The sequence below is a fragment of the Novacetimonas cocois genome (genome assembly GCF_003311635.1).
In the GTDB taxonomy this organism is placed as follows: Bacteria; Pseudomonadota; Alphaproteobacteria; order Acetobacterales; family Acetobacteraceae; genus Novacetimonas; species Novacetimonas cocois.
The window spans coordinates 1-24,411 of record NZ_QEXL01000019.1 but is presented as its reverse complement, the minus strand read 5'-3'; the positions used below and the strand labels follow the sequence as shown (position 1 = coordinate 24,411).

Genomic DNA, 24,411 nt, shown 5'->3' with positions numbered 1-24,411 from the left:
GCCGGGTGGCTCAGGGCTGTTTTTCCATCTGGTCGAACCGCGTGTAATCGACCGTGATGCTGCCGTCTGGATTGGTGTTGATGATATCGACGAAATGATGGTCGTACAGCATGCGGTCGAACCCGTAGGCCGTGCGGGCAAAGACCGTCTGTCCCGATGCTTCGTCCGTGCCGGTGATCGTGACGATGATTTCCGCCTCCTCCGATTTCAGCATGTCCAGCGTGACGCCATGCAGGGGGCTGTTTTCGTCGATGACATGCACCGGCAGGCACGCGAAACGCAGCACCGGCATGTGCGACTGACGCAGTGGAAGGGAGTCGAACTGCCGTGTGACATGCCCGTCAGGCTGCGGGATCAGGCGGGCGAGGGAGAATTCGATATCCGCGCTCAGGATCGGGCTGCGCCGGCAGTTGGCGATGCGGACGTCCAGGTGGGGCTGCGCCTGGTTCTTTACGATGACGGCGCGCTTGCTGAACATGATGCGGGCGCGGGGACGCGAAAACCGCGCAAAGACCAGGCCCGTCGCGACGGCGTTGATCATCATGCCGCCCAGAACCTCTGTCGTCGCCAGCAGGTTCGCCACCCGCCCCACGGGGGCCATGACGCCATATCCCACGGTGGACAGGGTCTGCACGCTGAAGAAGAAGTAATCGAGGAAATCACCCGCCCGCGCGCCCGATACCTGCGTCCCCACCGCCATGTAGGCCAGCGCGAAGACAACATTGATGATGATGTAGAACGCGATCGACCAGTAAAAGAAGACCCCCCACGGCGCGATCAGGGCATGGTGGTAGAAATCGGACCAGATGCGGTCCGCCTGCCCCACGCGCACGACGGCATCGTGGCCCTTGTCCTCCAGCACATGGGGATGGCGCAGGACCGGGGCGGCAGGTGCCTCGGCGGGGACGGGACGGGAGGGCTGGGGCATGGGATGGGTTACCGCGACAGAAACATTACGTAATGTGTCATGTCTGCCGGCATCACACCAGCCAGCGCCGATGCCGGGGTCCCATGCAAATATTGCGGTACGGATTGCTTCTGCCACATTCCCGGGGAATGTTGAAGACAACCGGAAGTTTCTGGGTGCCGCCTTTTTTCAAAAAGACGGCGTTCTTTCGAAGCCTTTTGGAAAAAGCTTCACCAGAAACTTCTTTGACGGGATGTCTCAAGGCAGTTCTTTCGGGCGTCTGCTAAAAAGACCGTGCGGTTGTGGTCTGTCGCATATCCTGCCCGATGTCCGTGATGTTCATGGATCTTGCATGGAGGGGATCATGTGGCGGATGCGGCCTTTTTCCTGACCTGCTGGCACAGTTCACGCCGCTGCGGGATGTCGAGGTCCGTCAGACGCGGGCTGTTCCGGTTTTCGGGATGGAGAAGTCCCACCGTGCCATAAACGTAATCCATGTCGCCCGTATGGTCCTTTGACACAGCCTTTGTCTGGGCGATGAGATGGTCGAGCACGGGGGTCGCGTCCTCATACGACAGCAGATGATTGCTGATGCAGAAATTCAGGTATCCGGCAAGACGCGCGCCCGGTGCGCCCTCGATGGCGCCTGCCGTCGCCGACATCGCGGGCGGAGGCGGGGCGGCATGTGCCTGCGACGTGCCCGTCAGCAGGAAACCAGCCAGAAGGGGAAATACTGTCAGAATCAGCGGCGGAACCAGCCGTAGCGAAGGGGAGCGCATTGTTCTTCATCCTTCCGGGAGGTGTCAGCAGTGTCGTGCCGGATTTTCGCGGCCATCCGGGGGATATTTTTCCCGCTTTCCCAAGTGCATGCGCGAGGGGAAGTTGCATGGATGCGGACGTGAAATTTCAGTGGCGGTGCCGCTGCCGGCGCGACGAACGCAACAGGCCCCGCCCACGAAGCATCCCGCAAGGACGTTTCCGGGGGCTTTCGCTGTCCTGATCCCGGGCAACCAGGTCCCGCACCTGCCCGTCGATACGGGTTGCGCACATTATGTTTCGGTTCCAACATGATTGTGCCGTCATCATGGAGTTCAGGCAGTGAAGACCAGTTTCTCGACGAAAGAACTTCTGGCGATCGGGATTGTCGCTGTCGCCGTTATCGGGGCGGCGGCCTATGCCCTTCCGCAATATCAGGTCTATTCCGCCAAAATGCATGGTGAGGCCGAACTGGCGCGTGCCACGCAGAACCGGCAGGTGCTTGTGCAGACCGCGCAGGCCGAGCGCGATGCGGAAATCCTGCGCGCCGAAGGCACCGCCAAGGCCAACAAGATCATCGGTGAAAGCCTGAAGGAAAACTCGGAATACCTGCGTTGGCTCTGGATCAGCAGGCTGGATAACCAGACCAACAAGACGGTGGTTTACGTGCCGACCGACGGCATGGTTCCCCAACTTGAAACAGGCCGCATCGGGGAGGGAAAATGACCGGTTCCTTTTCTGGCATCCGCGCCTTTGGGGACCGTGGTCAGGTGCACATGCCGTATGACGATTGGCTGAGGCGGGATGCACAACGCATCGGATCGCCGTCATCACTGAACACGGCACATTGTCCGGGACCAAGCGTTATACGCATGTCGTTGAGCAGGTGAAATTGGCTGGCGGTGCCATGCGGAGATTGGAGCAGATTGGCAAACTTCGGGAAGAAATTGTCAAACTTCCAAATAACCGACTGATATTGCGCGATTTCATATGGGAAATGGCGGACTCGAAAGGATTCGAACCTTCGACCTTCGCCTTCGGAGGGCGACGCTCTATCCAGCTGAGCTACGAGTCCACAGCCGCCTGCATACCCTGTCACGGGCGCAAACGCTACCCCTGAAATGATGCAATCTTACTTGCGCACCAGGCTGTCCATCTGCGCGGGCAGGAAGAAGGGCACCTTCATCTGCCCCGCCGGCGCGTCCCTCCACGTGGCTGCGGCGATATCCCCGCCGGAGGGGAGGAAGGCATCAGGCCGTTCGATCCACGAGATGATGTCGCGCGTGACCTTCTCCGCCTCACGTCCGCGCAGCAGCAGATGGTATCCGGCGGGAATGAAGTCGCGTCGCGCGTCCTGCGGCAGGTGACGCCATGCCCGCGTCATGGCGCGCGCGGGCACCAGCTGGTCCCTGCCGCCATAGACCGCCAGCACCGGGCCGTGCATGCGCCCGACCTCGTGCGCCGCGCGGTGCATCAGCTCCGCCAGTCCCGCCAGCGCCGGCATGCGCGTGGCGCGCAGCGTCAGCGGGTCGTAATACAGCCGCGCCAGCGCCAGCATGTCATCGGACGCCGTGACATGCACCGGCAGTTCGCGGCCCGTCACCCGCCACCGGGGCGCGATGGCGGCCATGGCGTTAAGGGTCGTATCCGTGCCCGCCCCCAGATCCCAGACGGCGGGCGCCAGCAGGATATAGCCCGCGACATCGGGCATGCCGCCTTCCGCCGACATGCAGACAGCCAGCGCGCCGCCCATGCTTTCGCCCATGACGTATAGCGGGACGCCCGGATTTTCATCGTGGATCATCGTGGCCTCCGCCCGCGCGGCGGCGACCATGCCGTCCGTCCCGCGCCAGCCGCCCCTGTCGGGCATCGCGCCGAATCCCGGCTGGTCCGGGGCGTAAACGGTAATGCCGCGCGCCGCCAGCACGGGGCCGGGACGTTCCCACGCGTCGCGGCTGTCGTTGAAGCCATGCAGCGCAAGCACGACTGCCTTCTGCCCGCCCGCCGGCGCGTGCCATATGCGCATGGGCACCGGGCCGGTGCCGGGCACGTCCATCACCCGGTCGGGCGGGACGACGCGGCCAAGTTCGGCATGGCGTGGCGGCGGGACGGGGGTGGGGGCGTCATGTGTCGCGCATCCGGCCAGAAGCATGAGGAACGCCGGATAAAGCAGGCGTGACAGGCGAAGGTTTGAAAGCACGGCAATCCTGCGTATCATCATCATTCGACGCCGCGGGTCCGCCGGGGCATCGCAATCCATGCCGGACAACAAGCCCGAGGTTCACCGAAATGCAAGCCCTGACCAAAAACCCGACAAATCCGACGCCCCATCCCGTCCTTGGCCTGGTCGAGACGATCGTCGTCGATTCGCGCGTCCTGTCATGCGACGGCGGGCTGGGCGCGCTGGGCCATCCGCGCGTTTTCCTGCGCATCCGCGACCACCAGACATTCTGCCCCTACTGCTCGCGGCTGTTCGTGCTCAACCCCGAGGCCTCATCACACGGTGACGCGCACTGAAACCCTAAATCCCGATGCACACCGACGCGCAGGTCCGCCTGATCCTCGTGGATGGGTCCGGTTTCATTTTCCGTGCCTTCCACGCCCTGCCCCCCATGACCAGCCCGGACGGAACGCCCGTCAATGCGGTATTCGGATTTACCAACATGCTTGCGCGGCTGCTGCGCGAACATGCGGGAACCCATCTGGCGGTCATCTTCGACGCGGGACGCCACACGTTCCGCAACGATCTGTATGACCAGTACAAGGCCCACCGTCCCGAACCGCCGGAGGACCTGCGCCCGCAGTTCGCGCTGGTGCGCGACGCGACCGCGGCCTTCAGCGTGCCCGCGATCGAGGAGGCCGGGTGGGAGGCCGATGACCTGATCGCCGCCTATGCCCGGCAGGCGACGGACGCGGGTGGGACATGCACCATCATTTCCTCCGACAAGGATCTGATGCAGCTGGTCCGTCCAGGGGTGCAGATGATGGACCCGATCAAGCAGAAACCTATTGGCGAGGCGGAGGTCAGGGCCAAGTTCGGCGTCGATCCCGTCCATGTGGCCGAGGTGCAGGCCCTGATCGGCGATCCGGTGGACAACGTGCCCGGCGTGCCGGGAATCGGGCCAAAGACGGCGGCGGCCCTGATGGCGGAATACGGCTCGCTCGACGCGATCCTTGACGCGGCGGAGGGGATGAAGCCGTCAAAGCGGCGTGACAACCTGATCGCCCATGCCGACATGGCCCGCCTGTCGCACACGCTTGTCACCCTGCGGGAGGACGCGCCGTGTCCCGTGCCGCTGGCGGAACTGGCCTGCTGCGACGTGGATGAGGCGCGACTCGGCCCCTGGCTGGAGGAGATGGGCTTCCGTTCCCTGCTGCAGCGCATCGGCATGAAGGCCGCCGCGACCCCACGCCGCCCGACGCCGCCCCTTCCTGGCGCGGGCACGGCCGCAGCGCCGGCGGAACAGACCCCGGCCATGGCCGTCCCCGACGCCGCCTATGGCCCCTATGAAACCGTCAGCGACGTCGATGCGCTGCGGCGTTGGGTGGCGGAGGCCCGGGCCGCGGGCGTGTGCGCGGTGGACACGGAAACCGATGGCCTCGACTCGCTGCGCGCGGGGCTGGTGGGGATTTCGCTGGCGACCGCGCCGGGCCGCGCCTGCTACATCCCGCTGGCGCATGAGGGCGACCTGATGGACAGCGCGTCGGTGGCGCAGATGGATGTTGGCGTGGCGCTGGAATGCCTGTCGGACCTGCTGGTGGATCCGTCGGTGCTCAAGGTGTTCCAGAACGCCAAGTTCGATCTAGAGGTACTGGTGCGCGCGGGCGCGCCACAGCCCACGCCCATCGACGACACGATGCTGATTTCCTATGCCCAGTTCGCGGGCAAGCATACGCAGGGCATGGATGAACTCTCGCGCCTGTATCTGGACCATACCCCCATCCCCTATGACGAGGTGACGGGCACCGGGCGCAACCGCGTCCCCTTCGCGCGGGTCGATATCGCGCGCGCCACCGCCTATGCGGCCGAGGACGCGGACGTGACCCTGCGGCTGTGGCAGGTACTGCGCCCGCAGCTGCGCCCCAACCATGCGCTGGCGCTGTATGAGGAGCTGGAGCGTCCGCTGGTGGACATACTGGCGGACATGGAGCGCGAGGGCATCGCCGTCGACGCGGACGACCTGCGGGCGATATCGGTGGAATTCGCCGGGCGCATGTCCACGATCGAGGCACGCATCCACGCCCTTGCGGGGCGGGAGTTCAATGTCGGCTCCCCCAAGCAGCTGGGCGAGATCCTGTTCGATGAAATGGGCATCGCCGGGGGCAAGCGCATGAAATCCGGCGCGTGGGGGACGGATTCGTCCGTGCTGCAGGACCTTGCGGACAAGGGGCACGACCTTCCGGCCGAAGTGCTGGCGTGGCGGCAGCTCGCCAAGCTCAAGAGCACCTATGCCGATGCCCTGGTCAATCAGGTCGATCCCGCGACGGGACGGGTACACACCTCGTTCCAGATGGCGGTGACGACCACGGGCCGCCTGTCGTCTAACGACCCCAACCTGCAGAACATCCCCGTCCGGACGGAAGAGGGCGGGCGCATCCGCCGCGCGTTCATCGCGCCGCCGGGCCGGCTGCTGCTGTCGGCGGACTATTCCCAGATCGAGCTGCGGCTGCTGGCGCACGTGGCGGACATCCCCGCGCTGAAGGAGGCATTCGCGCTGGGGCAGGACATCCACGCCCGCACGGCGTCCGAAGTGTTCGGCATCCCGATCGAGGGCATGGATCCCCTGACGCGCCGCCGGGCCAAGGCGATCAATTTCGGCATCATCTATGGCATCAGCGCCTTCGGGCTGGGACGCCAGCTTGGCATCCCGCCGGGGGAGGCGCGGGGCTATATCGATGCCTATTTCGCGCGGTATCCCGGCATCCGCGATTACATGGAGCGGATGCGCGAACAGGCCCGCAGGCACGGATATGTCGTCACGCCGTTCGGGCGGCGGTGCTGGGTGCCCGAAATCGGCGGGCGCAACGCCGCGCGGCGCAATTACGCGGAACGCCAGGCCATCAACGCCCCCCTTCAGGGGGGGGCGGCCGACATCATCAAGCGCGCGATGGTGCGGATTCCTCACGAAATGCGTGAGGCAGGGCTTGACGGACGCATGCTGCTTCAGGTCCATGACGAACTTCTGTTCGAGGTGCGGCATGAGGAGGCGGATCGTCTCGCCGCCCTTGTAAAGCAGGTCATGGAATCCGCAGCGACCCTTTCCGTGCCGCTGGTCGTGGAGACCGGGACCGGAACGAATTGGGCGGACGCACACTGATGCTGAGTAAACGCGACAGGTTCATCCTTATCGTCACGCTGGTGATCGTGGTGATTTCATCGTTGGTGGGATATGTGGGGTACCGGATTTTCGACCGGATGGCCCCGCCGCTGACCACCTATGGCAACGAGGTCGGCGGGTCCTTCCGGCTGGTCAACGGCGCGGACGGGTCGGTGCTCGACAGCGATTTCCGGGGACGGTGGATGCTGGTCTATTTCGGATCGACCCATTGCCCCGACACGCTGTGCGGCGCGACGATGGAATCGATGGCCAAGGCGATGGATATCCTTGGCCGGGCCAAGGCGCGCTATGTCGCGCCCATCTTCATCTCGGTCGATCCGATGCGCGATACGTCCGATGTCCTGCGCACCTATACCCTGCGTTTCGGGCCGCGGCTGTTCAGCATGACGGGTTCGCCCAAGATGGTGGAGGCCGTGGCGCATGAATATCATGCCCCCTATGTCCGCAAGCCGCTGGAGAACGGGGATTACATGATGGAACCCGCGTCGCAGATCGTCATCATGTCGCCGACCGAACGTTATGTCGGCACCATCCCGGCCTCTGCCTCGGCGCAGGAAATCGCCGATCGCATCGAACAGCTGATGGCGGAACAAAAATGATGCCACGTGCGTCGTGGCTTGCACTTGTCGCGGTGGGGATAACATGCCTGCCTGGCATGCGGCACGACGCGCGCGCGGCGGATCCGATTGCAGATCCGATTGCGGACCATGCGGCGAATCATCGCGGGGGGACATTGCGGCTGACGGCCCATGTCTCCGCAGGGACGCTCGATCCGCAGATCGACTATACCACCATGTACATGCAGCTTTTCAGCGTGGTCTATGACGGGCTGCTGAACTTTCGCAAGGCCGAGGGGGCGGCGGGCAACGAACTGGTGCCCGACCTTGCCGAATCCCTGCCGCAGACGCCCGACGGGGGGCGGACGTGGATATTCACCCTGCGGCGCGGCGTCCGGTTTTCCAACGGCGCGGAGGTGGGGCTGGAGGATGTCGTGGCGTCGCTGCGGCGGATTTTCATCGTCGGCAGCCCCACCGCCGGGTCGTTCTATGGCGGGATCCTGGGCGCGGATGAATGCCTGCGCGATGCGGCGCACTGCACGCTGTCCGACGGGGTGCAGGTCGATCCCGCGACGCGGCGCATCACCATCCGGCTGAAGGAACCGGACGCCGAATTCCCGCAGAAAATCGCCTTTCCCCATGCCTCCATCCTGCCGGCGGATACGCCCGCGCATGACGTGGGCAACACTCCCATTGCCGCGACCGGCCCCTATCGCATCGTGTCGTACGATCCGCAGCGTCACATGCGGCTGGAACGCAATCCCTATTTCCATGTCTGGAATGCCGAGGCACAGCCCGACGGCTATGTCGATGCCATTTCCTATGATTTCGGCCTGTCGGACGAGGATGCGGTGACGGCGGTCGAAAACGGGCAGTACGACTGGGCGTTCGGGAACAAGCCGCTGGACCGGCTGGGGGAACTGGGCGCGCGCTATACGGCGCAGGTGCATGTGCAGCCGCTGTATGGCCTGTATTTCCTGCCGATGAACGTCAATATTGCCCCGTTCAGCAACCTGCAGGCGCGACAGGCGGTCAATTACGCGCTTGACCGTCGCGCCATGATGATCCTTGCCGGGGGCAGCGCGCTGGCCTCGCCGTTATGCAGCATGGTACCGCCCGGCCTGCTGCCCGATGACGGGCGGTGTGCCTATACCCGCGACGCGACGCCGGACCATCCCGCGCCCGCATGGCGTGGCGCGGATCTGGATCGCGCGCGCCAGCTTGTGCGCGACAGCGGCACGGCGGGGCAGGACGTGACGCTGGTGGTTGCGGCCAATGCCGTGGACATCAGCATGGGCACCTATGTGCGCGGCATATTGCAGTCCATCGGGTACCAGGCCCACCTGCGCACCGTGTCGCAGACCATCCATCCCGGATATATCGAAAATACCGACAACCATGTGCAGATCAGCATGCGTGAATGGTATGCCGATTATCCGTCGCCCTCGAACTTCCTCGACACCCTGTTCGGGTGCGAGAATTTTCGTCCGCATTCCGACAGTTCGATCAATATCTCGGGCTTCTGCGACGCCAGCATCCAGCAGGTGATGGACCGCGCGCGCCAGGATGTCGATCCGCAGTCCGCCCGCACGCTGTGGGCGCAGGCCAACGACATGATCACCCGGCAGTCCCCTGCCGTGCCGATGATCCACATGAGCTATGTCGATGTGGTATCAAAGCGGCTGGGACATTATTTCTATACCAGCCTGTATCACATGATTTTCTCACAGGTCTGGGTGCGGTAGCAGGCCCTGATCCCTTGAGATATCCTTTAAATCATGAAGAAGTTTTTGGTGAAGCTTTTTTCAAAAAGCTTCAGGGAACGTCGCCTTTTTGAAAAAAGGCGACACCCAAAAAACTTTTGTCAGTTTTATCGCCGGGCTGTTTACAGGCAATTTTTCACGCATGAAGACCACATGGTAGTGCTGCGTTACTGGCTGGTGACAGTATTTCAGCCATGTCCCTCGCTGCCGGGAAATCCGCGCCTGCTGGCGTGCCGCCTTTATCCCATGAAAAAACCCCGGCCAGGGCCGGGGTCTGGTCCTGCTTCCGCCGCGATATCAGGCCACGGAAGCAATAATTCCCCACGCATGGGCGGACCCATGCACGGGAATGGACGCGATCAGAGCAGCGACTTGGCGCGGGCCTCGACCTTCGCGCAGGCGGCGCGGCGGATGTCGGTGGACGCGTCTTCCAGCGAGATCGGCGCCTTGCCACCCACCTTCAGCAGGCCGGTCGAGCCGTCGGCATAGGACATGTTGCCCTTGCTGTTGGACGGGACGTCGTTGGTCTTCTTGTTCAGGGCCGCGAGCACGGGCCATGCCTCGGACGCGGTCAGGTAGTTGGACTGGATGCAGTAATTGAGGATGCCGCCCAGATCAGCGGGCTTGGCCGAGGCCACGGCCGACATCACCGTCTTTTCCGACAGCGATCCCATCTTGATCTGTTCGACCTGATTCGCAACGCCCGCGCCCGTCGGGGGGGAGGTTTCGGCATGCGCCAGCACGGGTGCGGCAGCCAGCAGGGTGGTAACGGTACCGACGGAAAGGATGCGACCGAGACACGAGATCATTTTGTTCACCTTTATTCAATTATTGCGCGACCAGACGCAACGGCGTGCCTGGCTTGCGTATTTCAGTTTGTGTCATGCTATCATGGCTTGTCCGCCCCGGCTCATTGCAGGGCATATGCCAGACATTCGTCTTTTGGATATATGGCAGTAATGCCGCAGACGCAGGTCACACGGCCCGGCCCCGGGGTGCGGGAAAATTCCTTTCGGGGTCAGGACTTTTCCCATGGCGGGTCACTCAGGCCCCGCGCCGCGCTGCCGTGAGGCCGGGAATGGCGGCGGCAAGTTCAACATTATGTGACGAGCGCGGGCCATCGACGGACCACGGCCCCGGCAGTCCCCGAAAGTATATTTTCAGTAAACATCGGCGACCGGGCGGTTCCGACGGCCATTTCCGCAGGCAGGGACGATGGCCCGGTGCGGGACCGGACGGGGCGTTGTCAGGCGCGCGCGCGGATCCATTTCTCCAGTTCGTCCGCGGGCAGCGGCCTGGCGAACAGGTATCCCTGCATCACGTCGCACTTCAGGTCTTCCAGCAGCTGGCGCTGCTGTTCGGTCTCCACCCCTTCGGTCACGACCGTCATGCCCAGCCGGTTGCCGATGCCGATAACCGCCGTCGTCACCGCCTGTNGCGTTGGTGTCATGTTCGAAATCGTTGATGAAGCTGCGGNTCGATCTTGATTTCCGTCAGCGGCAGGCGCGTCAGCCGCGACAGCGAGGAATAACCCGTGCCGAAATCATCCATCGACAGGCCAACGCCAAGGTTGCGGATGGCCTGCAGCACGTCATGCGTGGTCTGGCCGCTTTCCATCATGACGTTTTCCGTGATTTCCACCGTCAGGCGATCCGGCGTCAGGTCGTATGTCCGCAACAGCCCCGCGATGTATTCGGGCACGCTGTGATCGCCGAAATGCGCGGCCGACAGGTTGACCGCCACGGTGGGAACGCGGATGCCGTCGCGGTCCCACTGTCCCATCTGGCGGCATGCCTCGCGCAGGGACCACCGGCCGATGGCCGCGATCTGCCCGGTTTCCTCCGCCACCGCGATGAAGCGGGAGGGGAAGATGTTGCCCAGATGCGGATGGTGCCACCGCGCCAGTGCCTCCACCCCGTATAGCGCGCCCGTCATCGTGTCGATCTGGGGCTGGTAATTCAGGTGCAGCTGCCCCTTGGACACGGTTTCATGCAGCGCGCTGCCCAGCAGCAGGCGGTCCTGCGCCAGGCGGTTCTTGTTCGAATCCGCGAATTTGTAGGTGCCGCGCCCTTCGCTCTTAGCCTGCTGCAGGGCGACGTCGGCATGGCCCAGCAGGGATTCCCCGTCTGGCCCGTCATCGGGATAGCACGCGATCCCGATCGACACCGACAGCGTGATGGTGCTGTCGTCGACTTCGATGGGATCGGCAACGGCGCGGATGATCCGCGTGGCCTGGTTCATCGCCAGCGCGCGCGGACAGTCGGGGATAAGGACGATGAACTCGTCGCCGCTGCTGCGGCTGATGATGAAATGCCCCCCCGACAGCGCCTCCAGGCGTTTCGCCACCACGCGCAGGAAGTTGTCGGCGTGGATATGGCCCAGCGCGTTGTTGATGTCGCGGAAGCTGTCGATATTGAGGACCATGACTGTGAACGCGGCGTCCTGGCGGTCCGATGTCATGCCCTCGATATACCGGTTGAGCGAGGAGCGGTTCAGCAGCCCCGTCAGGGTGTCGCGCTCCGACAGTTCGGAAATGCGCTGCCGCGCCGCGTCGCGGCCCAGCGCCAGCGTGCAGAACGGAAGGGCGGCCTTCACCACCGCGCGGGCCCATTCCACCTGGCTGGCGTCGCGCAGGTAGATCGCAAGGATGCCCGCCGGGGTGCCGTCATGGGTGGCGACGGGCGCTGCCTCGCACCCGATGAAGCCGAACGCGTGCGCCAGCGTGGCATGGCGCGTCCATGCAAGGTCCAGCGCCATGGCCGGATTGTCCTTCATGGCGGCGATTTCGGCGGGGCCGGGGACGCCGGCCGCCAGCGCGTTGCGCATGCGCCGTGGCAGCGTGGTGGTGGCGGTGATATCCATCCGCCCGTCATGCCCGCCCGGATGCAGCAGCACGGCGCAGCAGTCGGTAATGGTGTTTTCGATCCGGCGGCACAGGAACTGCCCGCTCTGGTCAAGGGGCAGCTTTTCGGACACCAGGCTGCGCATCAGGTCATTGCGAAGCTGCAGGATGCTTTCGGACAGGTAATCCTGCGTCACATCGGTCATGATGCCCATGTAACAGGTGCCCGCCTGCCCCGGACGCACCACCTGCGACAGCGACAGCCGCCCGCGCCGCGTCTCCCCGCCCGCGGTGACGAACTCCACGTCGCGGGTGGTGCCGACGGTGTGGTCCTTCCCGGACTGCCGGTGGCGGGCGATGAAACCGTCATGGTCGGCGCGATAGGGCGGCGGCACAAGGCAGCGGACGTTGCGGCCCATGACCTCCGCCCGCGGGATGCCCCAGAGCTTCTGCGCCGCGTCATTATAGAAAACGATGTCGTTGCGGTCGTTGATCAGGACCACCGCCTCGGGGATGTGCTGGAGGACGAGGTCGGAATGCTGCAGGACCGGAGAATGCGTATTGGCTGTCATATCATCGTTTTCTTCTGCAATCCGCTACCGGCGCGGGAACGTCCGGGCCAGAAACGGCAGTGACCGCCCTGTCCCGCAATGGCGCACGCGGCAGGCGCCAATGTGCATTCGCGTCACACAGGGTCATTCAACCGGTTTCCTGTCTTCCGTTTATCCCGTTGGCGGTATTCATACAAGAACGCAACAACCATCGCGTGTCCTGAAACAGGCGGCATCCTGCATGATCGACGATGCAGGGGCGGCCCGTCGCGGCGGTCCCGTCCCTAGGATATATCAGGGCAGACGCGGATGCTGCGCGTTTTTCACGCCCGCGTGAACCGGTGGTCTCGGCCTGCCTTTTCCCATCGGGAGATCCGGATTCCGACGTGCCGTGTTCCTCAGGCCATGCCGCCCGGGCCATGTCCCTTCGGCCATGCGGGGATCATCCGTCCCCATTATCCGGCACAGGGCGCTGCGGGGATGGCCTCCGGGGCATGTTTTTGTCTCCGCCCAGCCCCTCCCGTGCGGAGACGTCTCGCCTATGGCGGTGGCTCATGCGATGTCATCATCGCCGGGACCATCAGGTCCACGTCATGGCGGATCATCGACAGGTAATCGGGTGCCGGCCCCCCGGGAGGGGAGAGGGATTCCACATACATCGTGCCGCCCGCACGGGTGCCCGTCGCGCGGGCGACCTGCTGTACCAGTCGCGGGTCCGCCGTGTTTTCCACGAAATAGGTGCTGACGCCCGATGCGCGGATCTGGCGGATCAGGGCGGCGATGTCGGCGGCGGCGGGTTCGGTTTCGGTCGACAGGCCCTGCGGCGCGATGAACGTCACGCCATATTCACGCCCGAAATAGCCAAAGCCGGTATGCCCCGTCAGTACCCTGCGGCGGTCGGGCGGGACGGTGGTGATCCGTTCGCGCACGTAATGGTCCAGCGCCTGCAGGCGCCCCAGATAGGCGGCGGCGCTGGCGCGGAAGGCATCGGCGTCGTCCGGGTCCGCGCGGATCAGCGCGTCGCGGATGTTGCGTGTCCAGATTTCCACGTTGGGCACGCTGTTCCACACATGCGGGTCGGTCACGTCGCGCCCGTTCTCGCGCATGTCGCGCGTCACGATCCCGTCGGATGTGATGACGGGCGTGCCATGATATCCCGCCGCGCGGGCCAGACGGACGAACCATGTCTCCAGCCCGTCGCCGCTGAGGAAGATGAGGTCCGCGTCCTGCAGCCTGCGCGCGTCGGCGGGGGCGGGTTCGAATTCGTGCGGGTCGCCATCGGGCGGCACCAGCGATGTCACGTCCACGTGCGCGCCGCCCACCTGCCGCACCACGTCGGCCAGCACGCTGAAACTGGCGACGGCGCGCAGCGTGCGGGCCGCGGCGGCAGGGACGTGGCCCATGACGGCAAGGCACGCGCAGCAGCACGCGACAAGGGACAGCAGACGGGATTTCATCGCGTGGCGGAGCCTTTGCCGGAAAAAAGGCGTCATGGCCGCGAGGCCAGCAGGCGCCGTGCCACCCCGGCCGGGCCCAGCAGCAGCGACAGGATGTAGAACAGGCTGCACGTCAGGATGATCGTCGGCCCCGACGCCATGCGGTAATGGAACGACACCAGCAGCCCGCCCAGTCCCGACAGCGTCGCCACGGCCGACGCCATGCCCATCATCGTCCACAGCCGCCGCGTCCACAGGCGCGCCGTGGCGGCGGGCAGCATCATCATCCCCACCGCCATCAGCGTGCCCAGCGCCTCGAACCCGGAGACGAGGTTGATGACCACCAGAAACAGGAACAGCATATGGCACGCCGCGCCATGCCCCCCCACCAGCCGCATGTAGCCCGGATCGACGCATTCCATCACCAGCGGCCGCCACACGACTGCAAGCACGCACAGCGTCAGCGTCGTCACCCCGCCCATCAGGCACAGGGTCGGCGTGTCGATCGCAAGGATGGTGCCGAACAGTACATGCAGAAGGTCGATGTTCGACCCGTGGGAGGAGACGATCAGCACCCCCAGCGCGAGGGAGGTGAGGTAGAAGCTGGCGAAGCTGGCATCTTCCGACAGGCGGGTATGGCGGCTGACCAGGCCCGACAGCAGCGCCACGCCCAGCCCCGCGACAATGCCGCCCAGCCCCATCGCCATCATCGACAGGCCACCGGCCAGCAGGAAGCCGATGGCAGCCCCCGGCAGGATCGCGTGGCTCATCGCGTCGCCCACAAGGCTCATGCGGCGCAGCTGCAGCAGCACGCCGACCGGCCCCGCCCCCAGCCCCAGCGCGGCGGACGCCACGAGCGCGCGGCGCATGAACCCGAAATCCGCGAACGGGGCGATGAACAGGTCGTACGGGTTCATGACCACGCGTCCGCTGCAGCACCGTCGGGCCGCGCCCCGTCGTCCGGGCCCATGGGGCAGGCGAACATCGCATTCGCGCCATAGGCCTGTTCCAGCAGGGGCGGCGTCAGGATGTCACGCGTCGGCCCCCAGTGCGCGGCCCCCCGCGCCAGCAGGACGACGCTGGGGAAATGCTGCGTGATCTGGCGCAGGTCATGCAGCACCGCGATGACGGTCCGTCCCTCGTCACGCCAGTGATCGACAAGGTGCAGCAGGTCGCGCGTCGTGGGCGCGTCCAGCGCGGTAAAGGGTTCGTCCAGGATGATGACCCGCGCGTCCTGCATCAGCAGCCGCGCGAACAGCAGGCGCTGGAACTGCCCGGCCGACAGGTCGCCGATCGCACGTTCCTCCATCCCCGACAGGCGCACATGTTTCAGGCACCGCGCCGCGCGTTCGCGCAGGGCGACGTCCACCGCCCCGAACGCCCCGGTCACGCGCCACGCGCCCGACAGCACAAGGTCCGCCACGCACATGGGAAATCCGCGATCGATGTCGCGCGCCTGCGGCAGGTAGCCGAAGTCACGGGGCCGCTGGCCGCCGTAATCGATATGCCCCTCGCGCAGCGGCACCTCCCCCAGCAGGGCGCGCACCAGCGTGGACTTGCCCGCCCCGTTCGCCCCGGCGATCGCCGTCAGGCTGCCGGGGGCGAAGCTGCCGCTGACATGCCGCCACACCGCCGCGCGGCCATAGCCCGCGGCGATGTCATGCAGCCGGATCGGCCCGGCCCGGCCTGCCGCGCATGTGGTGCCGGATGTGGCATCAGGGCCGGTCATGGCAGGCGCGCCGCCCAGAGGATCGCCAGCCACAGCAGGCCGACGGGCACCCCCATCCACGTCAGGCGCCATGCCCATGACCGGGCCATCCAGGTCTGCAACGCGGGCGCCGGTGGGGACGGGGGCCGTGCCCCGGACTGTCGTGTCATGGCCTGTTTCATTCCGCGCGGGGGTGCGCGATCCGTAATGTTGTTATATTATAACGTTTCCTCATTATACCCCCTGTCTTCCCCCGGTCAAGGCGCCCGCGCCCCTGCGAAGTCCTGTGGCATGCGCGACGCGGCCGCGCTAGGATCATGTTTCCCACAGTCACAGGAGGCGTGAAAATGCGCCTTGTCCTTGCATTGCTGCTGCCATGGCTGCAGTTCTTTACCATCGGGCGTCCCTTTGCGGGGATCACCTGCCTCGTGCTCCAGCTGACGGTGATCGGGTGGCTTCCCGCCGCGATATGGTCGGTCTATGCGCTGGGGCAGTACAAGACGGACCGCAAGATCGCGCGCATGGCCGGCCGATGAAACGCAACAGGCCGCGCAGTCTGCAAAGCGTTTCATAATAACGCACTGAAGGAAATGACAGAAGTTTCCGGACGCCGTCTTTTTCAGAAGATAGGGCGGCGTTCCCTGAAACTTCGCCACGACGCGCAGGACGCCGCGTGGGGAAGGTTTGAAACAGCCATCAAAGGGTAAGGATGCGACTCTACAGCTACGACCACTGTCCCTTCTGCGTGAAGGCGCGGATGATTTTCGGACTGAAGGACATTCCGGTGGAGGTTGTCACGCTGCTCAATGACGACGTGGCGACGCCCACGCGCATGATCGGCGCCAAGATGGTGCCCATCCTGGAACAGGACGGGCGGTTCATGGGCGAAAGCATGGATATCGTTGACCATGTGGACGGCATGGATGGCCATCGCATCCTGACCGGCGCGGCCAGCCCGGCGGTTGGCGCATGGATCGGCAATGCCGGTGCGGTGGCCTTCCGGCTGATCCTGCCGCGCGTCGCGGCCGCCCCGCTGGAGGAATTCGCCACGACCGGGGCGCGGGCCTATTTCATCCGCAACAAGGAAAAGATGGTCGGCCCCTTTGGCGCGCTTCTCGACGACAGCGCCGTGATGATCGCGCAGATCGATGCGCTGCTGCGTGAACTCGCGCCGCTGGTCCGCAGCCCGCACGCTGTCAATGGCGAACTCTCCAGCGACGATATCCACCTGTTCGCCCTGCTGCGCAGCCTGAGCATCGTGGCGGGCATCGACTGGCCTGCCCCGGTGGACGCTTATTGCCGGACGATGGCGCGGGCGTCGGGGGTGCCGCTGCTTGATGGCGTCAGCGCATAGGCGCCCTGCGCTGCAAAGTGACCCATGTCATTGAACCGTCACGCGTGGCGGGGGTTTGTGGGTATGTCACGACCCCCGCCGCGCATGGCCGCGCGTCCGGGGGCAGTCACCGAGTAAGCAGGAGGCCACGATGTCGCGTTTCATGAATGATGACGACCGTCCCGACGACGCGGGGGAGGGCAGGCATGCCACCGCCCGCAGCCTGGCGGAGGCGGGAATCCGCGCCGAACAGGCCGGTGATCAGGCACGTGCCGACGCGCTGTTCGATCAGGCCGAACGCACGGACCCCGAGGCACTAGAAAACGTACTGATGGAAAATCCCGTCCCGCGCAGGCGCGTGTCGGGCCGGGGATTCGGCGATGATGCCGCCGTCGCCCGCGCCACGCGGGAGGTGGAGCCGGGATCCGACGCCCCGTCGCGCGCGGGCATTACCGATAATGGCAGCGGGGCCGATTCCGAACGCCGCTGACCGCCACGACAGGCGCGGAACGACGGACCCCGGGGGCTAAAGCGATGGCCCCCACATGCCCAGCAGGAACAGGATCGCGCCCAGCGCCATCATGACGATGTGGAACATCACGTCGCCGGGCATCGCCGTCAGCGGGTTCATGTGCAGCGACCGCACGAACTGCGCCACCACCAGGATCGCGCCACCGACGCACAGGGCGATTCGAAGGGGGCTGATATTCCCCGGCAGCAGCGATGGTTTGCGGTTCATGTCGTATCCATTGGGAAATGTCAGTTCCACCATGCCATAGAAAATCCCGTCTTTGAACCGGTTGCAACGACATGGCCGCATGCGCGCGCGTGACGGGGCGGATTTCATGCGACCTGTTATTGAGAATGTGAAATAAAGTCCGCTCGTCGATTCTGAAGGAATGATGGAACAGCATGGGCAGGGGATTTCCGCATGGGCGCGCGTGGCGCGGCGGTACGCGCGGCATCGTGGGCGCGTGTGTTCTGATGGGGGGAATCATGGCGGGTGCGTCGCCGGGATGGGCGCATCGCGAGGCACCACCCCCACCCGGTCCCGCCCTGCCGGACGGCCGCATTTTCCTGCCGCCCCCGCCGCCTGCCGAAACCGCCGGCAGCGCCGCCGACGCCAGCATCTTTGCCGATACGCGCGTGCTGGAAAACAGCGAACGGTGGAAACTGGCGCAGCGTGATGCCCGCCACGGGGTGGGCCACATGCTCACGGCCTTTTCCTGCGCCGCCGGATTTACGCTGACGCCTGCCCACCTGCCCCATCTGGAGGCATTGCTGAGCCGCATGGAAGCACGGGTCGAGCCCGTGATCGAACAGGAAAAGGCGCAGTGGAAGCGCCCGCGTCCCTATTCCGCGATCGAACTGCCCCTGTGCGTGGCCGAACGGGGGGAGGTGGCGCGAACGCCGTCCTACCCCTCCGCCTATGCCACGCTGGGCTGGATCACGGGATCGGTGCTGTCGGACATCCTGCCCGCGCGGACGGCGCAGATCATGCAGCGCGCCCGTGTCTATGGCGAAAGCCGGGTGATCTGTGGCGTCCACTGGCGCAGCGATGTCACGGCGGGATGGATGAACGGGGCGGTGCTGTACACCGCGATGCGGCAGGAAGCGGATTTCGCCCGCGAACTCGACGCCGCGCGGACGGAGGTCGCGAACCTGCGCGATCACCCGCCCGCCCATGTCACGCCGCCCGATCCGGGGGAATGCGCGCAGGAAGAGGACGCCGCCGCCCACACGCCCCAGTAACGGCAGCCTTTAACTTATAAAAGTTTTTGGTGAAGCTTTTTTCAAAAAGCTTCGAAGAACACCGCCTTTTTGAAAAAAGGCGGCACCCAAAAACTTTTCACTATTATTGTGGCGTGTCCTGCGAACGATTCCAGGACCCGACCGCCCGGAGCGGGGACTTACATGGAAAAGCCGATGGTCTGGCTGCCTTCGCGCCCCTGACATTCCGCCGCCAGCAGATCAAGCATCGCCTGCGGGGTGGCAGGCGTGTCCAGCAGCGCGCGCCTGCGCACCACAAGGGCAAAGTCCGAAGGCGTCAGCGTGCGCAGCCGGTTCAGCCCCTCGGGCGCGGGCAGGTCGAAAAACCGTTCGAACGCATGCCGTGCCTGCGGGGCCGTCAGGTAATCGAAACGCGCGCGCAGCAGGAAGCGCCGCATGCTGGCGGGGTCAAGACGCGCGGCCAGGTTGGTGGTGCACACGAACGGCAGCGGGTGGCTTTCCATCCATGTCAGCATCTCGTTCACCTGGCTGACCTCCCAGTTGCGTTCGGCCGCGCGGCGATCGCCCAGCAGGCTGTCCACCTCGTCAAAAATCAGGAAGGAGCCGGTATCGCGTGCCTCGGCAAAGGCGGCGGCGATCTGCTGCTCGCTCTGTCCGACATATTTGTCCAGCAGGTCGGAGGCGCGTTTCTGCAGCACGGGCAGTTCCATCATGTCCGCAAGATAGCGGGCATAGGCGCTTTTGCCCGTGCCCGGCGGCCCCGACAGCAGCAGCGACACGGCCTGTGGCGCGCCCGGACGTGACAGGCGCGTCGCCAGCGCCGCAAGGTCGCAGTCGGCATTGACCAGCCCCGCGTCATAACGCGTATCGCCGCCCGCGGGCGGCACGACGACCCGGCCGGCCGACGCCGCCTGCGTGATGCCGGTGGCGATGGTGCAGACCATCGACGAATCGCCCCCCGCCAGCCGCGCCGAACGCAGCGCGTTGCGCAGGATCGCGGGCGGCGCCGGGATGGCGCGCGCCAGCGTCGCCGCCGCGTCTGGGGTCAGGGGTACCTTTTCCTCGCGCGCCATGTCCTGCCACAGGCGCGTGCGCACCGCGACGCCGGGCTGGCGCATCTCGATGCACAGGGCCATGCGGCGCGCGATGGCCGGGCCCAGCATGTCGAGGTCGTTGGCCGTCCAGATCACCGGCGTCCCCCCCTGTTCAAGCAGGCGGTGGAAGAAGACGCGGCTGTAGGATTGCGGGGCCTCGAACAGGCCGGTGGTGAACAGGTCCTCCGCCTCGTCAAACAGCAGGACGGAGGATGTGTTGCGCAGGAGGCGCGTGCTGCACCGCAGGTCCGCCAGCCGTTCATGGCGCGACGGTTCGTCGCCGCTGCTGTCCGCCTCCCCCACGGGATAGAGCGTCGCGCCGACATGTGCTGCAAGGGTCGCGGCGAATTCGGTCTTGCCCGTGCCCGGCGGCCCGTACAGCAGGATGTTGATGCCGCTGGCATGGTCGCGCACGGCGGCGGTCAGGATTTTCGCCGCGATTTCCGCCTGTTCGCCCATATGGGCAAAGGCATCCCACGGCAGGGTCGCCGCGCGCGGCTGCCCCAGCAGGAGGGAGCGGATGTCCCCCACCACGCGCGCGCGCCGGTTCATCAGCGCCATCAGGCGCGGCAGCAGCGTGATGTCGCCATCCTCGTCCACGCTCATCAGCCCACTCATGCGCAGCTGCCCTTCGGGGGCGAGGGCGGCCGCGATCTCCACCTCAGGCCGTCCCAGCAGCATGTGCAGCAGCGAGATGTCCTCGCACAGGAATGGCCCGCGGGACCTGTTTTCGCACAGGTCGTCCCACAGCTGTTCGAAATGGCCATTGAGGCGATAGCACATCGCAAGGCCGAGGATGTCGGTCGCCACGTCATCCAGCCCCGTCGCGCGCCGCAGTTCCGACAGCCACGCGTCGAGATAGCCGCCACCCTGTCCCGCCTGCGTGTCGCGCGCCTCCTCCAGCGCGTGGCCGAGGCGTTTCCATTCGGTGGCGGTGGGCGGGGTGTCGCCGTCGCGGCGGCTGAGCGCCGGCAGCGCCTTGTCCGGCAGGCCAAGGTCGGGCTGCGCCTGCACCGCGCAGCGCACCAGCGATCCCGCGTCGCGGGCGCCACGGTGGATGGATCCATGCAGCGCGCACAGCATGTCCAGCAGCCGGCGCATGTCCCCCTTGACCCGTGACGGGCGCGGGGCGGGCACGCGGTGATGGGCCGGACGTCTGCTTCGGGCAAGCGGCATCGGGTCGGGTCTCCTGCTGTTGGGGGAAGAATATACGGATCGTGGCGGAAAATGTCGTGGGAAAAGGTGGCGCCCCCATCCCCGATGGTGCGGCCCGTCGTGGCGGGGCGGGGTGCGGCCGATGGGGAATTCCGTGGGCCGGCAGGGTGTTGGCCTGCCGTTTCCCTGCGTATGCGTGATTTTGCGCAAGATACGTTGAACTCACCAAACCATTTTCCCAACGCATATTCCCTGTCCCCCCGATCCGTGTTCCATAGGCATGTGTTCCGGCGGGGATGCTTCCCCCTGGTCGCCGCAGGGCGGTGAAAGGGGGGCAGGGACGGGCACGACCGGCCGGATGGGGCCGGCGCATCCATGTCCGATATGGGGATGGCGTGGGGGCAGGGGAAGAGTTAGCGGACAGGAAACCGGGGATTCGTCCGCAGGCGGGGCTGGGGACTTTCGTACGTTCCGGCGGCCGTGGCGCTGGCGCTTCTGGCATTTTGCGCCTTTTCGCGGTGGTCATCCTCGGTACTTCTCGGATTTTCAATGACTGAAGGGGTTTTGCCCGTCCGCCGGTGGGCGGATGCTGCGTGGTGATATTTCTTTCACACGGTTCAGCAGGCTGATGGACCATCCCCTTTCCCGGATATTTTCATGCAGCGATGAAAGCGCACGTGACCGGCATGGTCCCTGCGGCGGATGGAAGGGATATTGCGGGTCACTTCAGTTGCATCATCACGCATGACCCGCCGGATGACGGGGAAAACGTCCGGACGAAAAAGAGACTGTCGCAAAATCATGGCGGATGACGACACGCACGGAATCCGCATCAGCAAAGGCAGGGAAAGCCCTGTCATAAGAAAACTGTCGGTCCCGCGCGTGAACCGACTGGTATTTGCATCCCGCCGGCCGGGTCCCGTCCGGTACGGGCCGTGGCGGATGCCGTGGTCGGGGCATCCTGTACTGTCGTGGATGGCGGATATGACCGGCCATGACGGACCGCATGACGAACCTTCCGCCATGCGTGGCGTTTTTGACGCAGGAGGAGGAAAAAACCGCGCCCGACACTGTTTGTCTCGATCATCGCGCCCGGACGATACGATACTGGCGCAGGTCCTTCCCCGAAAGGGAAAGGCGGCATGTACCAATCTGAATACTACTGGACGGAAAAGACCCGATATGAAAATCAAGACCCTGGCGGTACTGCGTTTTGTGCCGTCCGTCTTTGTTCCCGGCCTTGCGGCATTATCGCTTGGCGTAATGACGATGGGCGCGCCGCACGCCGCCCGTGCCGACACGTCGGTCATCGTGGGCAACCAGGTTTCCTCGGCCACGGTCGAAACCGTCGATCATGAGGCCGGCACGGTCCTGCTGCGCGATCATACCGGCGACCTCGTGACCGTGCGGATCCCGCCAGAGGCCCGCAACGTGCCCCGCCTGCAGGCGGGCGACAAGATCAACATCCGTTTTTTCAAGACGATGGACGCAACGATCGTACCCCCCGGTACGCAGGCACCCGTCTCGACCGTAACGTCGGCCAGGGGATATGCCGGGCTGCATCCGCACGGCATGCTGGTGTCGAACCGCCGCGAACGCGTGCATGTGCTGGCGGTCGATCCGGCGCACAATGTCATTACCTTTGACGACCCGGACGAAATCACGCGCACGGAGGTCATTCATGACAAGGCGATGCAGCCCCTGCTGGGCACCGTAAAGGTGGGGGATTACGTGGATGTCACGATCACGGACGCCGTGTCGTTCGAGGTGACGAACCGCGTCATCGCCCCGTCCGCCACCGTGCAGCAGGCCCCCGGCCAGAAAGGGGATGTCCAGAAAGGGGATGCCGCCCCACCGGCGAGCGCCCCGTCCGCCCCGTAAGGCAGCGTCTGGCGGAATGGCCCACCGGGCGGGCATGCGTCATTGCCCCGTCCGGGATCATTCCGCCGTGCTGGCGGCGTCGCGCATGTCGCGCCGGCACAGCAGCAGCACGGTAAACAGCCAAACGCATCCCGCCCCCAGCCACAACGTGCCCGAAACGCCGAGCATCAGCGCCAGCGGGCCGGATATCGCATAGCCAAGCGGCAGCAGGCAGAATGAACCGAACGCGTCATAGGCCGAAACGCGCGACAGGCGGTCCGGCGGGATGGCACGTTGCAGCGCCCCCTCCCACACGACATTGACATTCGCCATCTGCATCCCGCCCAGCAGGAAACACACCCCCTGCATCCAGTAGGGCAGGGACACGGCAATGCTGACCGGCCCCAGCGGATAGACCAGAAACCATAACAGCACGGCGCGGATCGGCCGGGCCGGCCGCACCCGCAGGGCAATGCCGCCGCCAATCAGCGCCCCCAGCCCCATCAGCGCCAGCAGCCCGCCCCAGTGTGGCGCACCGCCCGGCCGGTGGGCGAAGACAAGCGCGCCCAGCACCTCCGTCGGGCCCCATGACAGCATGTGTATCAGCCCGAACAGACAGACCATGAGCCACACCCACGGCCTGCGCACGAACTCGCCCCACCCCTCGCGCATCGCGCGCGGCAGGGGCAGGTCGGCATCCGTCCGCGCTTGCGACTCCTGTTGCGCGACAGGCCGCAGGCACAGCAGCAGCGCGGCGCTGATGAGATAGCTGAGCGCGTCAAGCGCGATGGCCCAGCCCGCGCCCATGCCCGCCACCAGCACGCCGCCCACGGCCGGGCCCAGCAGCACCGCGAGGGAGGTCGCGATCATCACGACGCTGTTGGCCGCCGCCAGCCGGTCGGGCGCGACGATCTGGGTCAGCAGCCGGTTGCGTCCGGGCGTGTCGAACGCCGTGCCCGTCCCGACCAGCGCCGCCAGGACAAGGAGTGCGACGAAAGAGGGATTGCCGGCAATCAGCAGCGTGGCCAGCACGCCCTGCGCCCCCGCGCGAAGCAGGTCGGCCGCCATCATGATGCGCCGTGGCGCAAGGCGATCCGCCACGACCCCGCCCACCAGCATGAAAAGCGCCATCGGCAGGGCCTCTGCCGTCAGCACCGCGCTGACCCGCCCCGCCCCGGCGCCCTTGGCGAACAGGGCGAAGGAGAGTGCCACCGGCACCATCATGCTTCCGAGGACGGAGATGAAATTCCTTGTCGCATACAGGGCAAGGTCCCGTTGCATGCGCGGGCCGGTCCCGACCTGCGCAGTGCGTTGCGTGCGTTCCATCGTAACCGGCCGCTCTGGGCCGCCTTGATTATGCGGCCTGTCTGTGCAGTGTA

The 24,411-nt window shown here is 65.5% G+C and carries 22 protein-coding genes, 1 tRNA gene and 1 pseudogene; 11 read left to right on the top strand and 13 right to left on the bottom strand.

Annotated features, from left to right (window positions below):
- Positions 1-10 precede the first annotated feature (10 nt).
- Entirely contained in the window at positions 11-928 is a 918-nt protein-coding gene (locus NJLHNGOC_RS13190) for an ion channel (protein ID WP_113596780.1), read from the bottom strand.
- Here NJLHNGOC_RS13190 and NJLHNGOC_RS16040 point away from each other — a divergent pair.
- Entirely contained in the window at positions 927-1,298 is a 372-nt protein-coding gene (locus NJLHNGOC_RS16040; protein ID WP_165837939.1) for a hypothetical protein, read from the top strand. The two genes, NJLHNGOC_RS13190 and NJLHNGOC_RS16040, sit on opposite strands and share 2 nt — an antisense overlap.
- Here the strand turns inward: NJLHNGOC_RS16040 and NJLHNGOC_RS13180 are convergent.
- Positions 1,270-1,686 (bottom strand): DUF2501 domain-containing protein, encoded by a 417-nt coding sequence (locus NJLHNGOC_RS13180; RefSeq protein ID WP_113596778.1) that lies wholly within the window; start codon positions 1,684-1,686, stop codon positions 1,270-1,272. The two genes, NJLHNGOC_RS16040 and NJLHNGOC_RS13180, sit on opposite strands and share 29 nt — an antisense overlap.
- A 319-nt stretch (positions 1,687-2,005) precedes the next feature.
- Here NJLHNGOC_RS13180 and NJLHNGOC_RS13175 point away from each other — a divergent pair, with 319 nt between their 5' ends.
- On the top strand, positions 2,006-2,389 hold the full coding sequence (locus NJLHNGOC_RS13175; protein ID WP_206059798.1) for an SPFH domain-containing protein: 384 nt from the start codon (positions 2,006-2,008) through the stop codon (positions 2,387-2,389).
- A gap of 272 nt (positions 2,390-2,661) precedes the next feature.
- Here the strand turns inward: NJLHNGOC_RS13175 and NJLHNGOC_RS13170 are convergent.
- Both NJLHNGOC_RS13170 and NJLHNGOC_RS13165 read right to left on the bottom strand, forming a co-directional pair.
- Positions 2,662-2,738 (bottom strand) — tRNA-Arg (locus NJLHNGOC_RS13170).
- A 57-nt stretch (positions 2,739-2,795) separates the two neighbouring features.
- On the bottom strand, positions 2,796-3,881 hold the full coding sequence (locus tag NJLHNGOC_RS13165; RefSeq protein WP_206059799.1) for an alpha/beta fold hydrolase: 1,086 nt from the start codon (positions 3,879-3,881) through the stop codon (positions 2,796-2,798).
- A gap of 71 nt (positions 3,882-3,952) precedes the next feature.
- Between NJLHNGOC_RS13165 and NJLHNGOC_RS13160 the strand changes: the two genes are divergently transcribed.
- Genes NJLHNGOC_RS13160 through NJLHNGOC_RS13145 form a run of 4 tightly spaced genes read left to right on the top strand, consistent with a single transcriptional unit; the run spans position 3,953 to position 9,304 of the window.
- Complete coding sequence (locus NJLHNGOC_RS13160; protein ID WP_110531257.1) at positions 3,953-4,180, top strand: zinc-finger domain-containing protein; 228 nt, start codon at positions 3,953-3,955, stop codon at positions 4,178-4,180.
- A gap of 14 nt (positions 4,181-4,194) precedes the next feature.
- Positions 4,195-6,981 carry a DNA polymerase I gene (gene polA / locus NJLHNGOC_RS13155; protein WP_113596777.1) on the top strand — a complete coding sequence of 929 codons (2,787 nt, stop codon included), beginning with the start codon at positions 4,195-4,197 and terminating at the stop codon, positions 6,979-6,981.
- Positions 6,981-7,601: an SCO family protein gene (locus NJLHNGOC_RS13150; RefSeq protein ID WP_110531260.1), complete on the top strand. Its 621-nt coding sequence runs from the start codon at positions 6,981-6,983 to the stop codon at positions 7,599-7,601. Before polA ends, NJLHNGOC_RS13150 begins: the two co-directional genes overlap by 1 nt.
- Positions 7,601-9,304 (top strand): ABC transporter substrate-binding protein, encoded by a 1,704-nt coding sequence (locus NJLHNGOC_RS13145; protein WP_408890928.1) that lies wholly within the window; start codon positions 7,601-7,603, stop codon positions 9,302-9,304. The genes NJLHNGOC_RS13150 and NJLHNGOC_RS13145 overlap by 1 nt, the downstream gene beginning before the upstream one ends.
- 377 nt (positions 9,305-9,681) lie before the next feature.
- Here NJLHNGOC_RS13145 and NJLHNGOC_RS13140 read toward each other — a convergent pair whose 3' ends face one another.
- The 6 genes and pseudogenes from NJLHNGOC_RS13140 to NJLHNGOC_RS16410 all read right to left on the bottom strand — a co-directional run bounded on the left by NJLHNGOC_RS13140 (position 9,682) and on the right by NJLHNGOC_RS16410 (position 16,029).
- Positions 9,682-10,131: a DUF2501 domain-containing protein gene (locus NJLHNGOC_RS13140; RefSeq protein ID WP_113596776.1), complete on the bottom strand. Its 450-nt coding sequence runs from the start codon at positions 10,129-10,131 to the stop codon at positions 9,682-9,684.
- A 437-nt stretch (positions 10,132-10,568) separates the two neighbouring features.
- Positions 10,569-12,837: pseudogene (locus tag NJLHNGOC_RS13130) on the bottom strand (EAL domain-containing protein).
- A gap of 417 nt (positions 12,838-13,254) precedes the next feature.
- Positions 13,255-14,172 carry a metal ABC transporter solute-binding protein, Zn/Mn family gene (locus tag NJLHNGOC_RS13125; protein ID WP_113596773.1) on the bottom strand — a complete coding sequence of 306 codons (918 nt, stop codon included), beginning with the start codon at positions 14,170-14,172 and terminating at the stop codon, positions 13,255-13,257.
- A 32-nt stretch (positions 14,173-14,204) separates the two neighbouring features.
- Positions 14,205-15,068 carry a metal ABC transporter permease gene (locus NJLHNGOC_RS13120; protein WP_110531266.1) on the bottom strand — a complete coding sequence of 288 codons (864 nt, stop codon included), beginning with the start codon at positions 15,066-15,068 and terminating at the stop codon, positions 14,205-14,207.
- Positions 15,065-15,880: a metal ABC transporter ATP-binding protein gene (locus NJLHNGOC_RS13115; protein WP_165837942.1), complete on the bottom strand. Its 816-nt coding sequence runs from the start codon at positions 15,878-15,880 to the stop codon at positions 15,065-15,067. The genes NJLHNGOC_RS13120 and NJLHNGOC_RS13115 overlap by 4 nt, the downstream gene beginning before the upstream one ends.
- The gene (locus tag NJLHNGOC_RS16410) at positions 15,877-16,029 is read right to left on the bottom strand and encodes a hypothetical protein (protein WP_165837941.1); all 153 of its coding nucleotides are present in this window, start codon (positions 16,027-16,029) and stop codon (positions 15,877-15,879) included. Before NJLHNGOC_RS16410 ends, NJLHNGOC_RS13115 begins: the two co-directional genes overlap by 4 nt.
- A 177-nt stretch (positions 16,030-16,206) precedes the next feature.
- On the opposite strand from NJLHNGOC_RS16410, the gene NJLHNGOC_RS13110 reads away from it, so the two are divergent.
- The 3 genes from NJLHNGOC_RS13110 to NJLHNGOC_RS13100 all read left to right on the top strand — a co-directional run bounded on the left by NJLHNGOC_RS13110 (position 16,207) and on the right by NJLHNGOC_RS13100 (position 17,682).
- Positions 16,207-16,395 (top strand): YqaE/Pmp3 family membrane protein, encoded by a 189-nt coding sequence (locus NJLHNGOC_RS13110; RefSeq protein ID WP_113596771.1) that lies wholly within the window; start codon positions 16,207-16,209, stop codon positions 16,393-16,395.
- 173 nt (positions 16,396-16,568) lie between these two features.
- On the top strand, positions 16,569-17,213 hold the full coding sequence (gene grxB, locus NJLHNGOC_RS13105) for a glutaredoxin 2 (protein WP_113596770.1): 645 nt from the start codon (positions 16,569-16,571) through the stop codon (positions 17,211-17,213).
- Between the two features lie 130 nt (positions 17,214-17,343).
- A complete protein-coding gene (locus NJLHNGOC_RS13100) occupies positions 17,344-17,682 on the top strand; it encodes a hypothetical protein (RefSeq protein WP_113596769.1) in 339 nt (112 codons plus the stop codon).
- 36 nt (positions 17,683-17,718) lie between these two features.
- Here the strand turns inward: NJLHNGOC_RS13100 and NJLHNGOC_RS13095 are convergent, their stop codons facing one another.
- A complete protein-coding gene (locus tag NJLHNGOC_RS13095; RefSeq protein ID WP_239021533.1) occupies positions 17,719-17,964 on the bottom strand; it encodes a hypothetical protein in 246 nt (81 codons plus the stop codon).
- Between the two features lie 140 nt (positions 17,965-18,104).
- Between NJLHNGOC_RS13095 and NJLHNGOC_RS13090 the strand changes: the two genes are divergently transcribed.
- Positions 18,105-18,944 carry an acid phosphatase gene (locus NJLHNGOC_RS13090; RefSeq protein ID WP_113596768.1) on the top strand — a complete coding sequence of 280 codons (840 nt, stop codon included), beginning with the start codon at positions 18,105-18,107 and terminating at the stop codon, positions 18,942-18,944.
- Positions 18,945-19,102: 158 nt separating this feature from the next.
- On the opposite strand, the gene NJLHNGOC_RS13085 is transcribed toward NJLHNGOC_RS13090, so the two are convergent.
- A complete protein-coding gene (locus tag NJLHNGOC_RS13085; protein ID WP_239021532.1) occupies positions 19,103-21,193 on the bottom strand; it encodes an AAA family ATPase in 2,091 nt (696 codons plus the stop codon).
- A 1,161-nt stretch (positions 21,194-22,354) separates the two neighbouring features.
- On the opposite strand from NJLHNGOC_RS13085, the gene NJLHNGOC_RS13080 reads away from it, so the two are divergent.
- Positions 22,355-23,053 carry a preprotein translocase subunit YajC gene (locus NJLHNGOC_RS13080; RefSeq protein ID WP_239021531.1) on the top strand — a complete coding sequence of 233 codons (699 nt, stop codon included), beginning with the start codon at positions 22,355-22,357 and terminating at the stop codon, positions 23,051-23,053.
- Positions 23,054-23,110: 57 nt separating this feature from the next.
- On the opposite strand, the gene NJLHNGOC_RS13075 is transcribed toward NJLHNGOC_RS13080, so the two are convergent.
- A complete protein-coding gene (locus tag NJLHNGOC_RS13075) occupies positions 23,111-24,313 on the bottom strand; it encodes an MFS transporter (protein ID WP_165837940.1) in 1,203 nt (400 codons plus the stop codon).
- Positions 24,314-24,411 lie beyond the last annotated feature (98 nt).

What these genes read in the sequence shown, in the direction of transcription:
- NJLHNGOC_RS16040 (WP_165837939.1), top strand. Translation starts at nt 927, where the DNA reads ATGGGATGGGTTACCGCGACAGAAACATTACGTAATGTGTCATGTCTG.
- NJLHNGOC_RS13190 (WP_113596780.1), bottom strand. Translation starts at nt 928, where the DNA reads ATGCCCCAGCCCTCCCGTCCCGTCCCCGCCGAGGCACCTGCCGCCCCG.
- NJLHNGOC_RS13180 (WP_113596778.1), bottom strand. Translation starts at nt 1,686, where the DNA reads ATGCGCTCCCCTTCGCTACGGCTGGTTCCGCCGCTGATTCTGACAGTA.
- NJLHNGOC_RS13165 (WP_206059799.1), bottom strand. Translation starts at nt 3,881, where the DNA reads ATGATACGCAGGATTGCCGTGCTTTCAAACCTTCGCCTGTCACGCCTG.
- NJLHNGOC_RS13160 (WP_110531257.1), top strand. Translation starts at nt 3,953, where the DNA reads ATGCAAGCCCTGACCAAAAACCCGACAAATCCGACGCCCCATCCCGTC.
- polA (WP_113596777.1), top strand. Translation starts at nt 4,195, where the DNA reads ATGCACACCGACGCGCAGGTCCGCCTGATCCTCGTGGATGGGTCCGGT.
- NJLHNGOC_RS13150 (WP_110531260.1), top strand. Translation starts at nt 6,981, where the DNA reads ATGCTGAGTAAACGCGACAGGTTCATCCTTATCGTCACGCTGGTGATC.
- NJLHNGOC_RS13145 (WP_408890928.1), top strand. Translation starts at nt 7,601, where the DNA reads ATGCCACGTGCGTCGTGGCTTGCACTTGTCGCGGTGGGGATAACATGC.
- NJLHNGOC_RS13140 (WP_113596776.1), bottom strand. Translation starts at nt 10,131, where the DNA reads ATGATCTCGTGTCTCGGTCGCATCCTTTCCGTCGGTACCGTTACCACC.
- NJLHNGOC_RS13125 (WP_113596773.1), bottom strand. Translation starts at nt 14,172, where the DNA reads ATGAAATCCCGTCTGCTGTCCCTTGTCGCGTGCTGCTGCGCGTGCCTT.
- NJLHNGOC_RS13120 (WP_110531266.1), bottom strand. Translation starts at nt 15,068, where the DNA reads ATGAACCCGTACGACCTGTTCATCGCCCCGTTCGCGGATTTCGGGTTC.
- NJLHNGOC_RS13115 (WP_165837942.1), bottom strand. Translation starts at nt 15,880, where the DNA reads ATGACCGGCCCTGATGCCACATCCGGCACCACATGCGCGGCAGGCCGG.
- NJLHNGOC_RS16410 (WP_165837941.1), bottom strand. Translation starts at nt 16,029, where the DNA reads ATGACACGACAGTCCGGGGCACGGCCCCCGTCCCCACCGGCGCCCGCG.
- NJLHNGOC_RS13110 (WP_113596771.1), top strand. Translation starts at nt 16,207, where the DNA reads ATGCGCCTTGTCCTTGCATTGCTGCTGCCATGGCTGCAGTTCTTTACC.
- grxB (WP_113596770.1), top strand. Translation starts at nt 16,569, where the DNA reads ATGCGACTCTACAGCTACGACCACTGTCCCTTCTGCGTGAAGGCGCGG.
- NJLHNGOC_RS13100 (WP_113596769.1), top strand. Translation starts at nt 17,344, where the DNA reads ATGTCGCGTTTCATGAATGATGACGACCGTCCCGACGACGCGGGGGAG.
- NJLHNGOC_RS13095 (WP_239021533.1), bottom strand. Translation starts at nt 17,964, where the DNA reads ATGGTGGAACTGACATTTCCCAATGGATACGACATGAACCGCAAACCA.
- NJLHNGOC_RS13090 (WP_113596768.1), top strand. Translation starts at nt 18,105, where the DNA reads ATGGGCAGGGGATTTCCGCATGGGCGCGCGTGGCGCGGCGGTACGCGC.
- NJLHNGOC_RS13085 (WP_239021532.1), bottom strand. Translation starts at nt 21,193, where the DNA reads ATGCCGCTTGCCCGAAGCAGACGTCCGGCCCATCACCGCGTGCCCGCC.
- NJLHNGOC_RS13080 (WP_239021531.1), top strand. Translation starts at nt 22,355, where the DNA reads ATGAAAATCAAGACCCTGGCGGTACTGCGTTTTGTGCCGTCCGTCTTT.
- NJLHNGOC_RS13075 (WP_165837940.1), bottom strand. Translation starts at nt 24,313, where the DNA reads ATGCAACGGGACCTTGCCCTGTATGCGACAAGGAATTTCATCTCCGTC.